The organism is Polaromonas sp. P1_E1_2, from assembly GCF_056406035.1.
This window is the reverse complement of sequence record NZ_JBFUAZ010000070.1, coordinates 1-10,863: the sequence shown is the minus strand read 5'-3', so window position 1 is coordinate 10,863 and position 10,863 is coordinate 1. Positions and strand designations below refer to the sequence as shown.

Sequence of the window (10,863 nt, the reverse complement as noted above, 5' to 3'; positions counted from 1 at the left end):
GTGCTGACACTCACACCCAAAGGCAAGAAAGCATGGCAGCGCACCATGAACGTGGTGGGGCAGCGCAACCAGGACATTTTTGGTGTGCTGAGCGCGGCCGAGCGCACGCAGCTCAGTGATTTGTTCGACAGGTTGATCGAGAAGGCCAGGGCCGGTGGCGGTGAGCCTGACGATGCCGAAGATTGATGGCATTGAGCCGTTGAACTGAACTTTTCTGAACATTGCAGATTCCCGGGAGAAACGTCCATGAGCACCAACACCTTGCATTACCAGTCCGGCTTCGGCAATGAATTTGCCAGCGAGGCGGTTGCCGGCGCGCTACCGCAAGGGCGCAACAGCCCGCAGCGCGCGCCGCACGATCTGTACACCGAGCTGATTTCCGGCACCGCCTTCACCGCACCGCGCGCCGAGAACCGCCGCACCTGGATGTACCGCCGCCAGCCTTCGGTAATGGCGGGTGGCTACAAGCCGTATGAACAGCCGCAGTGGACGACCGGCGCGGCGGGCGGCTGCGCCGTGCCGCCCGATCCCTTGCGCTGGAATCCATTCGCCATTCCCCCCGAGCCGCTGGATTTTGTGGACGGCATTCGCACTGTGGCCGCCAATGGCGACGCCGAAGCGCAGACGGGCATGGCCGCGCAGGTGTATGTCGCCAATCGTTCCATGTCGCAACGCGCGCTGGTCAATGCCGACGGCGAGATGCTGCTGGTGCCGCAGCAGGGCCGGCTGGTGGTGACGACCGAGCTGGGCATCCTGGATGTCAAGCCCGGGGAAATCGCCGTGGTACCGCGCGGCATGGCCTTCAGCGTGGCCTTGCCCGACGGCGCATCGCGCGGCTATATCTGTGAAAACTACGGTGCGCACTTTCGCCTGCCGGAACTCGGCCCCATCGGCTCCAACGGCCTGGCCAACGCGCGTGACTTCCTGGCACCCACGGCGGCGTTCGACAGCGCGCCTGCACCCAAGGGCGGCTTTGAAATCGTCAAGAAATTCGGCGGCCGCCTGTGGTCGGCCAGGCAAGCCGCCAGCCCCTTCAATGTGGTGGCCTGGCACGGCAACCTGGTGCCTTACAAGTACGACACGGCTCATTTCATGACCATCGGCTCCATCAGTTATGACCATCCGGACCCGTCCATCTTCACCGTGCTGACCTCGCCCTCGGACACGCCGGGCACGGCCAACTGCGACTTCGTGATCTTTCCGCCGCGCTGGCTGGTGGCCGAGAACACCTTCCGCCCGCCCTGGTACCACCGCAACCTCATGAGCGAGTTCATGGGCCTGGTCTATGGCCAGTACGACGCCAAGCCCGAAGGCTTCAAGCCCGGCGGCGCGTCGCTGCACAACTGCATGGTGCCGCACGGCCCGGACACCGAAGCCTTCGAGAAAGCCAGCACGGCCCCGCTGGCGCCGCACAAGCTGGACAACACGCTGGCCTTCATGTTTGAAAGCCGCTACCGCTTCATTCCCACGGCCTATGCGATAGAGGGCGGAGCACTGGATGCCGGCTACAGCAGTTGCTGGGCCGGGCTCAAAGACCAGTTCAAGGGCTGACGCGCATGAACCAGTCCCTCAACGCCACCCACGACCCTGAGCTGCGCAGCTGGGTCGCATCTGCGAATGACGCGGGAACAGACTTTCCGATCCAGAACCTGCCTTTTGGCACCTACAGCCATGGGCCGGGCGGGGAGCGGAAGATTGGCGTGGCCATTGGCGACCAGGTGCTGGATGTTCGGGCGGCCGGGCTGCTCGATACCGGTGACATGAATGAGTTGATGGCACAAAACCCGGCGACGATCAGTGCGCTGCGAGCGGCGATCTCGCGAGGCCTCGCAGAGGGCAGCTCAAAGCAAGCTGAGTGGAAGAACTTTTTGTCCCCCCAGGATTCGGTCACCCTGCACCTGCCTTGCCGCATCGGCGACTACACCGACTTCTACACCGGCATCCACCACGCCACCACCGTCGGCAAGCTGTTTCGGCCTGACGCACCGCTGCTGCCCAACTACAAGTGGGTTCCCATCGGCTATCACGGCCGCGCGTCGTCCATCGGTGTGAGCGGCCAGGCCTTTCCCCGCCCGATGGGCCAGACCAAAGGCCCGGACGACGCGGCACCTGTGTTGCGTCCCACCCAGCGACTTGACTACGAACTGGAACTCGGCGTGCTGGTGGGGCAGGGCAACGCGCTGGGCGAGCCCATCGCCATGGCTCAAGCTGAAGCACATGCCTTTGGCATGGTGCTGCTGAACGACTGGTCGGCGCGTGACGTGCAGGCCTGGGAATACCAGCCGCTCGGACCGTTCCTGTCCAAGAACTTTGCCAGCACGCTCTCGCCGTGGGTCGTCACGATGGAGGCGCTGGCGCCGTTTCGCGCACCGTTCGTGCGGCCCGAAGGCGACCCGCAGCCATTGCCGTACCTGGACTCGGAAGGCAACCGCCGCCTGGGTGGTATGGATGTGGCGCTGGAAGTGTGGATAGAGACCGAGGCCATGCGGGAAGCTGGCCGGGGCCCCGAGCGCTTGTCGCAATCGAACTTTCGTGACGCCTACTGGACGGTGGCGCAGCTGCTCACGCACCACACCGTCAACGGCTGCAACCTGCAGCCCGGCGATTTGCTGGGCTCGGGCACGCTGTCAGGCCCGGCGCCGGAACAGGCCGGCTCGTTGCTGGAGCTGAGCTCGGGCGGCAAGAATGCGCTGACCCTGGCCAATGGCGAAAAGCGCACCTTCCTGCAGGACGGGGACGCCGTCATCCTGCGTGCAAGCTGCGTGCGCGAAGGCTTCCGGCGGATTGGTTTTGGCGAGTGCCGTGGGCAGGTGCTGCCGGCCAGGGGCCTGTAAGGCACCTTGTGTTGTAGATGCGTTTTGCTATTAAGTTGATAGCTGCTCGCGCTTGTTACATAAGGGCTGTCGGCACTTTTCGTTCTGAAAATGCTGATTTTTAGCATTTCAGGGCCGGTGAATCCCCCAAACAGCTGCTTCGAAGCTCTTTAACCCTGCCGGCAGGTTGTATCCATGTCCCCGCACGTAAGCATTCGGCGGGCAACTGCCAACACTTCGCCCCGCAACGAAGCATCCCGCCGGCCACCTGGGCAAAAATGGCGCTCATGCAGCATCCCGAACACGTCCTCGCGGCGCCCAGCCACCCCAACCCCTATCCTTATTACGCCGCGCTGGTGGCCGGCCCGCCGCTGGTGTTTGACGCAGCACGCAAGCTCTGGGTCGCCACCAGTGCGGCCGCGGTCAATGCCGTGCTGCGCAACCCGGCGTGCCGCGTACGGCCTGCGGCTGAGCCCGTGCCGCAGGCCATCGTCGGGTCGGCGGCGGGTGAGGTGTTCGGCCACCTGGTTCGCATGAACGACGGCATCCGGCACGACGCACCCAAACTGGCCTTGCAGCGTTTCCTGGCCGCGCTGGATCTGGACCGTGTTGGCGAGCGCACCGGCTTGATTGCGGCGAAGGCCATGGGTGGCGAACCCCTGCGCGGAGCGGCGTTGTCGCAATGGGCTTTTGATGTGCCTGTGATGGCAGTCGCCGATGCCCTGGGTTTTGCGCAGGCCGAGCTGCCGCGCGTTGCGGGCTGGACGCGCGACTTTGTGGCCTGCCTCTCGCCGCTCAGCACGCCGGAGCAACTGGCTGCGGCGGGTGATGCAGCAGCGGCCTTGCTGGCAAGGTTCTCGGTGCTGGTGCAGGCGGAGGCAAACCCGGAGAGCGCCGTCGCCCGTGTCCGGCTGGAAGCGCAGAAGGCGGGCTGGAATGACGCCGCAGCGTTGCTCGCCAACCTGGTCGGCCTGCTGTCGCAGACCTGCGAGGCGACTGCCGGCCTTGTCGGGAACAGCCTGGTGGCCCTGGCCACGCAGCCGGGCCTGGCCGAAACCATGGGGCAGGACAGGAGCAAGCTGCTTCAGATGGTGAACGAGGTCAGCCGCCACGACCCGTCCATCCACAACACGCGCCGTTTTGTGGCAGAGGCAACGGAGGTGGCGGGGGTTTCCCTGAAGGCGGGCGATGCCATCCTGGTGGTTCTGGCGGCCGCCGGCCGCGACCCCTTGTGCAACCCGGAGCCCGAACGGTTTTTGCTGGACCGCGCAAGCCGTGAGGTGCCCGGCTTCGGCAGGGGCGCACACCAGTGCCCGGGGCAGTCGCTGGCCTGCATCATTGCTTCCGCGGCCGTCCAGGCCTTGCTGGATTCAGGCAAGCTGCGGTTGCCGAAACCGGGAGGCTGGCACCACCGGCCCTCCCTGAATGCCCGCATCCCGGTTTTTTCTGATTGAGTACCACGACTGAAAGCGCCACATGATCGCCATCATTTTTGAAGTGCAGCCCGCCGGGGGCAACATGCAAACCTATCTTGATATTGCCGCAGCGCTCAAACCGCAGCTTGAGCAAATCGACGGCTTTATTTCCGTTGAACGGTTTCAAAGCCTGAGCAAACCGGGCAAGCTGCTATCGCTCTCATTCTTCAGGGACGAAGCCGCCGTGATGGAATGGCGCCGCCTTGAGTCCCACCGCAAGGCGCAAAGCCGCGGGCGCGGCGGCGTGTTTGAGGACTACCGCCTGCGCGTGGCCCACGTGCTGCGTGACTACGGGCTGAATGAGCGCGACGAGGCGCCGGCGGACAGCCGCGAGCAGCACGGCTAGGCGCTGCGGGGCCTGGCGCGCTTCCAGCGGGGCGGCCACCACCACCAGCTCAGCAGCACCAGCACGCCGAATCCGGTGTAGGCCGTCATGAACACCCAGGCGGGCGCGTCGAAAAAGATCAGTCGCGACAGCCAGTGCTCAATGAAGGAGCCGCCATAACTGGCTTGCCCGGCCTGCAGCCTCAGGGCCTGTTCCCAAATGGTGAGCGGGCAGACCTCTCCCAGCCAGCTTTGCGCCACCACAAAGCCGATCAACGCCAGATGCGTGAGCCTGACCCACGGCGCGCGAACCCAGGCCCAGCCGCGCCAGCCGCCGGCCATGAACAGCRGTTGGCCGAGCACGGCAAAGGCGACGATCGCCACGTGCAGCACCAGAATGGAGTCGGCAAGTAGGGCCGCAGTGAAAGGGCTCATGGGCATGATGGAGTAAGGATGCGGGGTAATTCGTGGCCATTCGTGGTCATGAGGCCACTTTAAACATGCCAATAGCGCATGGACAGGTGTTTGTAGGGCTTAAATGCCGAATAAAGAGGCAAAACTCAGGGTAAACCTTACAATGGAGGGTTACCCAAGAGGGTTACCTCAAGTCCATGAACGCCCCTGTCGACGTCTCCTTTTTTACGCGCGCCGCCAAGCCGCTCACCAGTTACCGCAAGTACTGGGCGGCCCGCTTTGGTACGGCCAAATTTCTGCCCACCACGCGGGCCGAAATGGACGCGCTCGGCTGGGACAGCTGCGACATCATCATCGTCACCGGCGACGCCTATGTAGACCACCCGAGCTTCGGTATGGCCGTCATTGGCCGCATGCTGGAGGCGCAAGGCTTTCGCGTCGGCATCATCGCCCAGCCCGACTGGCAAAGCGCCGAACCTTTCCGCGTGCTGGGCAAGCCCAACCTGTTCTTCGGCGTGACTGCCGGCAACATGGACTCGATGATCAACCGCTACACGGCGGACCACAAGATCCGCAGCGACGATGCCTATACGCCCGGCGACATCGGCGGCAAGCGCCCCGACCGAGCGGCCCTGGTGTATTCGCAGCGCTGCCGCGAAGCCTACAAAGACGTGCCCATCATCCTGGGCGGTATTGAAGGGTCCTTGCGACGCATCGCGCATTACGACTACTGGTCCGACAAAGTTCGCCGCAGCGTGGTGGTCGATGCGAAATGCGACCTGCTGCTGTACGGCAATGCCGAACGCGCGATTGTCGAAATCGCCCACCGCCTGGCCGCCAAAGAGCCAGTCGCCAGCATCACCGACGTTCGCGGCACGGCCTTCATCCGCCGCAGCGGCGACGAAACCGCCAACGGCTGGTTTGAAATCGATTCCACCAGCGTGGATGCACCGGGCCGGGTCGAAGCGCATGTCAACCCGTATTTGATGATTTCCGACCAGGCGCGCGAGCAGGGCGCTACTTGCGCGCGGGAAGATGAAGCCGCTGAAGTGGCGGTTGAGGCAGAAGCGAAAGGCTCGCCTGTAGTCGCCAAGGCAGCCAAGCCTGCCGCTGCAGCCAACCCGGCCATCAAGCCGCTGACTTTCGTCGCCAACCCCAACCTGCCGTCCACGGTGCACACCGCGCAAGGCAAGATCAAGGTTCCGCCGCGCGACCGCTCCGTGATCCGCTTGCCGTCTTACGAGCAGGTCAAGAGCGACGCAGTGCTGTACGCCCACGCCAACCGCGTGCTGCACCTCGAAACCAATCCCGGCAACGCCCGCGCCCTGGTGCAGGCCCACGGCGAGGGCGCCACGGCGCGCGACGTGTGGATCACGCCGCCGCCCATCCCGCTGACCACGGCCGAGATGGACTACGTCTTCGACTTGCCCTACGCGCGCTCACCGCACCCGCGCTACGCCGACGAAAACGGCGGCCATGACGGCGCCACCAAGATCCCGGCTTGGGAGATGATCCGCTTCAGCGTGAACATCATGCGCGGCTGCTTCGGCGGCTGCACCTTCTGCTCCATCACCGAGCACGAAGGCCGCATCATCCAGAGCCGCTCTGAAGATTCGGTGATCCGTGAGATCGAGGCCATCCGGGACACCGTCAAGGGCTTTACCGGCGCGATCTCCGACCTGGGCGGGCCGACTGCCAACATGTACCGCATCGGCTGCAAGTCGCCCGAAATCGAGGCTGCCTGCCGCAAGCCAAGCTGCGTGTACCCGGGCATCTGCTCCAACCTCAACACCGACCACAACCCGCTCATCAAGATGTACCGCCGCGCGCGGGCCTTGAAGGGCGTGAAGAAGATTCTCATCAGCTCGGGCCTGCGCTACGACCTGGCCGTGCAAAGCCCCGAGTACGTGAAGGAGCTCGTCAGCCATCACGTGGGCGGCTACCTCAAGATCGCGCCCGAGCACACCGAGCAGGGCCCGCTCACCAAGATGATGAAGCCCGGCATCGGCAGCTATGACAAGTTCAAGCAGATGTTCGACAAGTATTCGCTGGAAGCCGGCAAGAAGCAGTTCCTGATTCCGTACTTCATCGCCGCCCACCCGGGCACCAGCGACGAAGACATGATGAACCTGGCGGTCTGGCTCAAGAAAAACGGCTTCCGCGCCGACCAGGTGCAGACGTTTTACCCAAGCCCGATGGCCACGGCCACGACGATGTACCACACCAACAAGAACCCGCTGCGCAAGATCACGCGCGACAGCGAGACGGTGGACATCGTGCGCGGCGAGCGCCGCCGCCGGCTGCACAAGGCCTTTTTGCGCTACCACGACCCGAACAACTGGCCGGTGCTGCGCGAAGCGCTCAAGGCCATGGGCCGGGCGGATCTGATCGGTAACGGCAAGCACCACCTGATTCCGACCTTCCAGCCGATGACCGACGGCAGCTACACCAGCGCGCGGCGCAAGAACTCGACCGGCACTGCCGCCACGGTGAAAGCTTCGCCGGTGGTCAAGGGGCGCCTCTTGACGCGCCACACCGGCCTGCCGCCGCTGGCGCAGGGCGCCGGTGGCAAGCCCGGTGGCCGCAAGGGCCGCTAGGCGCTGCCAACGCAGGCATTTCGAGGTAAAAAGGCTCCGATGGAGCCTTTTTTATGACGAAATTGGCTTCTGACCCAATAGGAACATGCGCGAGCAGCTATCGAATTGATAGCCCCGGAATGCGCGAATTAGTAGCCCGGCAGCTCCGGCATGCCCGGCTAAGCTTGGCCGGTTCTTCATGCGAACGATATTCCAGCAAATATTTCAACAATATTTTCCCCAACGTGAATCCTTTTGCCCGCATGACCTCTCCTTGCAGCGATGCCGCGGTTTTGACGGCAGCTAAAGGAAAGTTCATGTTCTATCGCAAAAATGTGGGGCCCAAAGAGCGGTGGGCGCGTGGTGTGTCCGGCGCCTTGATGGTCGTTTGCGGCCTGCTGGTGCTGGGTGTGACGCCGCTTGGTTTGCTCGCGGCCTGCGCCGGCGTGGTCGCAGTGCTGACAGGGCTGTTGGGTTTTTGCCCGGCTTGCGCCATGGTGGGCCGCAAGCTGGAAAAGCCGGGCCCTTGGTGATGGCCATTGAAACGGCGCTTTTTGCCGCAGCGCAGGCCGGTGACCCGGCCGCGCTGGCTTCGCTGCTGCGGCAGCTGCAGCCCGATGCCCGCCGTTACGCCCGCTACCAATGCCACCGCGGCTCGGCCATCGAAGACGTGGTGCAGGAGGCGCTCATCATCATCTACCGCCGCGTCGGCACCGTGCGCGACGCCGCAGCCCTGGGCGGCTGGATGTTCAAGATCATCGCGCGGCTGTGCATGCTGCCGGCGCTTGCGCTGATGCGCGGCACCCAGGCGCTTACCGACTACGACAAGGACCAGTACTTTGCGCAGATGCCGCAGGACGAACTGCGCATCGACCTGGTCCGTGCGCTGGAGTCCCTGCCGCTGATGTACCGCGAGGTGGTTTTGCTGCGCGACATGGAGCAGCTCACCATCACCGAAATAGCGCAGCGCCTGCAGCTCACCCGCGAAGCCACCAAAAGCCGCATTCACCGGGCGCGTGCGATGGTGCGTGAATACCTGCGGCCTGATGGAGCTGTCCGCGTGAAGACCGGTGCATGACGCCGCTTCACCGTCATGGATTCCTTGCGATCAGCAGGAGAGGGTAGTTATGGCCGCATGTGATGGGGTTCTCTGGCAAGATAAGTGGAGGCAAGCCGCCAGGCCTCAGACCTTCCACTGGCCCTGGCTTCATTCACACCTTCTGGAGACACCATGGACATTGCCCGCAAAGCACTTGCCGCTTTCACCATGGCCGCCGTGCTGGCCTGCGCATGGCTGGCGCCGCTGGATGCCCCCGCCATGCGGCAGGTGGATGCCGGCCTGAAAAGGGCGCTGCTGAGTTTTGCCACGGCCAGGCTGCTCAACGGCGTGATTTCGGTGGCGCAGGGGACCGAAGCTTCGGTGCAGCCTTTCGGCGTGGGTGTCACGTTTGCGCCGGGGCAAATCCTGGATCCGGTCAACGACCTGGTGGAGCAGTTTTCGCATTTGATGCTGGCGGCCAGTGTCGCGTTCGGCGTTCAAAAAGCCTTGATCAGCATCGGCAGCTACTGGCCGGTATCGCTGGCGCTGAGTGCCACGGTGCTGGGCTGGTGGTGGTGTTACCTGCGCAGGCCGCACGTGCCTTTGTGGCTGTCAAGGCTGCTGGTGATCCTGCTGATGCTGCGCTTTGCGGTTCCGGTGGTCACGCTGGGCACCGACATACTGTGGCAAAAATTCCTCGCGGCCGACTACGCCGCCAGCCAGCAATTGATCGACAGCGCCACCGGCAAGGCCAGCCAGCTCAATTCGCCGGCTGCCGCAGCACCCGACAACCGCGGCCTGGTGGACAGCCTGAAAGACTGGCTGGCAAAAAACGGCGATGTGACAAAACACTTCGAGAACCTTAAGCGGGCGGCCGAGCAGGCCACCGAACACATCGTCCGGCTCATTGTGATTTTTGTGCTGCAGACGCTGGTGATCCCCTTGCTGCTGTTGTGGGCCCTGTACGGTTTCGTCAGGCAGGTGTTGCTGGGGCAGCGCTGGCAAAGGCGGCCGGCAGCCTCCACCCTATGTTGATGCGCGAGGGTACCGGCGCATCCGGTTCGTGCATCAAATCGGCCGTTTGATCAATAAGGACAAGCGCAAGAAGCTCCTAATTTGATAGCGAATGCAGTGGGATGTCCTGGTCCTGCGCCAGCTTGTCCAGCTCCTTGCGCGTCTTGCCCAGAAGCCAGGCCTCAATAGCCGCATGCATGGCGGGCGCAAACATGGCCTTCATGCTGGAGGCCGCCATACCAGCCGCCGCGCACAGGCTCGCGGCAAAGTGCGGCTCCAGCGCGGCGAGTGCCACGCGCCCGTCCTTGCAGCGGTAAACGCGGTAGCCCGCATGTCCGCCGCCCACTGCCGCGCCGGGCTGGGTCAGTCCCCAGGCGCGGGGCAGGGCCAGGTAAGCCGCTGCGCCGGAAAGGGCCACTTCCAGAAAAACACCTTTGCCCTTCGCCCGCTGGTGCATCACGGCCTGCAGCACGGCTGCGCCGGCCATCAGTGAGCCGCCCATGTCGGCGTACAGCGTGGCGGGCAGGTCCACACCGGTGATCAGGTCGTTCTGCGCGAGGTAGGTGAGGTCGTGGCCCGGCTCGTCAGCCCGTTCCCCCGGACTGCCGACGATGGCGACCTGGCTCAGGTGCGGGTGCTGTTTGTGCAGTGCTTTCCATGTCAGCCCCAGCTTGGCCAGCGCCGCCGGCCTGAACGACGTGAGCAGCACATCGGTTTGGGCCAGTTCGCGGTGCAGCAGTGTCTGGCCGCGTTCGGTTTTCAGGTCGGCTGTGGCGATGCGCACACCCGCATGCAGGGTTGCATAGGCGGTGGGGTTGTAGAGCTTCATCGGGTCACCCGATGCGCCGGCCGGCGCGCCTTCGTGCGGCGGAGGTTCCAGCTTCATGCAGCGGGCGCCCATCTCGCGGCAGCGCATCAGGGCGGCCGGGCCCGGCAGGTTGAGCGCCAGGCTCAGCACGCGCACGCCCTTGAGTGACTGCATCGGCTGGAGCGCTTTGGCGGGGTTGGGTTTGGAGGGTGAGGGCGGCATGGAGGTCACTGTGAACGGGTGGGGGCCGCAAAGCGTCGGGCACCGGGCGGTTGTGGGGTCAATTTACCTCAAACCCTTGAGTGGCGGCTTCACAGGTGTCATTGCCGGTTGGTTGGAGGGGAAGAAAATTTCTGTTTTATGACTATTAATTATTGTTTAACAGTAATTAATCTGAGAC

At 64.1% G+C, this 10,863-nt stretch carries 10 protein-coding genes and 1 pseudogene; 9 read left to right on the top strand and 2 right to left on the bottom strand.

Going from position 1 to position 10,863, the window contains the following annotated elements; genetic code table 11:
• The 5 genes and pseudogenes from AC1D1P_RS05910 to AC1D1P_RS05890 all read left to right on the top strand — a co-directional run.
• Window positions 1-186 (top strand): annotated as a pseudogene (locus AC1D1P_RS05910) (MarR family transcriptional regulator); the annotation flags it as partial.
• Window positions 187-246: 60 nt separating this feature from the next.
• Window positions 247-1,551 (top strand): homogentisate 1,2-dioxygenase, encoded by a 1,305-nt coding sequence (hmgA, locus tag AC1D1P_RS05905; protein WP_477669392.1) that lies wholly within the window; start codon window positions 247-249, stop codon window positions 1,549-1,551.
• 5 nt (window positions 1,552-1,556) lie between these two features.
• The gene (fahA, locus tag AC1D1P_RS05900) at window positions 1,557-2,834 is read left to right on the top strand and encodes a fumarylacetoacetase (RefSeq protein ID WP_477669393.1); all 1,278 of its coding nucleotides are present in this window, start codon (window positions 1,557-1,559) and stop codon (window positions 2,832-2,834) included.
• 266 nt (window positions 2,835-3,100) lie between these two features.
• Entirely contained in the window at window positions 3,101-4,267 is a 1,167-nt protein-coding gene (locus tag AC1D1P_RS05895) for a cytochrome P450 (RefSeq protein WP_477672374.1), read from the top strand.
• 22 nt (window positions 4,268-4,289) lie between these two features.
• Window positions 4,290-4,634 (top strand): antibiotic biosynthesis monooxygenase family protein, encoded by a 345-nt coding sequence (locus AC1D1P_RS05890; RefSeq protein WP_477672373.1) that lies wholly within the window; start codon window positions 4,290-4,292, stop codon window positions 4,632-4,634.
• On the opposite strand, the gene AC1D1P_RS05885 is transcribed toward AC1D1P_RS05890, so the two are convergent.
• On the bottom strand, window positions 4,631-5,047 hold the full coding sequence (locus tag AC1D1P_RS05885) for a DUF2784 domain-containing protein (protein ID WP_477672372.1): 417 nt from the start codon (window positions 5,045-5,047) through the stop codon (window positions 4,631-4,633). The genes AC1D1P_RS05890 and AC1D1P_RS05885 overlap by 4 nt on opposite strands.
• Before the next feature lie 176 nt (window positions 5,048-5,223).
• On the opposite strand from AC1D1P_RS05885, the gene AC1D1P_RS05880 reads away from it, so the two are divergent.
• The 4 genes from AC1D1P_RS05880 to AC1D1P_RS05865 all read left to right on the top strand — a co-directional run bounded on the left by AC1D1P_RS05880 (window position 5,224) and on the right by AC1D1P_RS05865 (window position 9,676).
• Window positions 5,224-7,623: a YgiQ family radical SAM protein gene (locus tag AC1D1P_RS05880; RefSeq protein WP_477672371.1), complete on the top strand. Its 2,400-nt coding sequence runs from the start codon at window positions 5,224-5,226 to the stop codon at window positions 7,621-7,623.
• A gap of 53 nt (window positions 7,624-7,676) precedes the next feature.
• On the top strand, window positions 7,677-8,135 hold the full coding sequence (locus tag AC1D1P_RS05875) for a YgaP family membrane protein (protein WP_477669398.1): 459 nt from the start codon (window positions 7,677-7,679) through the stop codon (window positions 8,133-8,135).
• Complete coding sequence (locus AC1D1P_RS05870; protein WP_477669621.1) at window positions 8,135-8,680, top strand: RNA polymerase sigma factor; 546 nt, start codon at window positions 8,135-8,137, stop codon at window positions 8,678-8,680. The genes AC1D1P_RS05875 and AC1D1P_RS05870 overlap by 1 nt, the downstream gene beginning before the upstream one ends.
• A 153-nt stretch (window positions 8,681-8,833) precedes the next feature.
• Entirely contained in the window at window positions 8,834-9,676 is an 843-nt protein-coding gene (locus tag AC1D1P_RS05865) for a hypothetical protein (RefSeq protein ID WP_477669399.1), read from the top strand.
• Between the two features lie 76 nt (window positions 9,677-9,752).
• On the opposite strand, the gene AC1D1P_RS05860 is transcribed toward AC1D1P_RS05865, so the two are convergent.
• Entirely contained in the window at window positions 9,753-10,685 is a 933-nt protein-coding gene (locus AC1D1P_RS05860) for a CoA transferase (protein ID WP_477669400.1), read from the bottom strand.
• Window positions 10,686-10,863: the final 178 nt, after the last annotated feature.

Bases quoted from the DNA above. Each gene is read 5' to 3' on its own strand.
- hmgA (WP_477669392.1), top strand. From the start codon at position 247: ATGAGCACCAACACCTTGCATTACCAGTCCGGCTTCGGCAATGAATTT.
- fahA (WP_477669393.1), top strand. From the start codon at position 1,557: ATGAACCAGTCCCTCAACGCCACCCACGACCCTGAGCTGCGCAGCTGG.
- AC1D1P_RS05895 (WP_477672374.1), top strand. From the start codon at position 3,101: ATGCAGCATCCCGAACACGTCCTCGCGGCGCCCAGCCACCCCAACCCC.
- AC1D1P_RS05890 (WP_477672373.1), top strand. From the start codon at position 4,290: ATGATCGCCATCATTTTTGAAGTGCAGCCCGCCGGGGGCAACATGCAA.
- AC1D1P_RS05880 (WP_477672371.1), top strand. From the start codon at position 5,224: ATGAACGCCCCTGTCGACGTCTCCTTTTTTACGCGCGCCGCCAAGCCG.
- AC1D1P_RS05875 (WP_477669398.1), top strand. From the start codon at position 7,677: ATGACGAAATTGGCTTCTGACCCAATAGGAACATGCGCGAGCAGCTAT.
- AC1D1P_RS05870 (WP_477669621.1), top strand. From the start codon at position 8,135: ATGGCCATTGAAACGGCGCTTTTTGCCGCAGCGCAGGCCGGTGACCCG.
- AC1D1P_RS05865 (WP_477669399.1), top strand. From the start codon at position 8,834: ATGGACATTGCCCGCAAAGCACTTGCCGCTTTCACCATGGCCGCCGTG.
- AC1D1P_RS05860 (WP_477669400.1), bottom strand. From the start codon at position 10,685: ATGCCGCCCTCACCCTCCAAACCCAACCCCGCCAAAGCGCTCCAGCCG.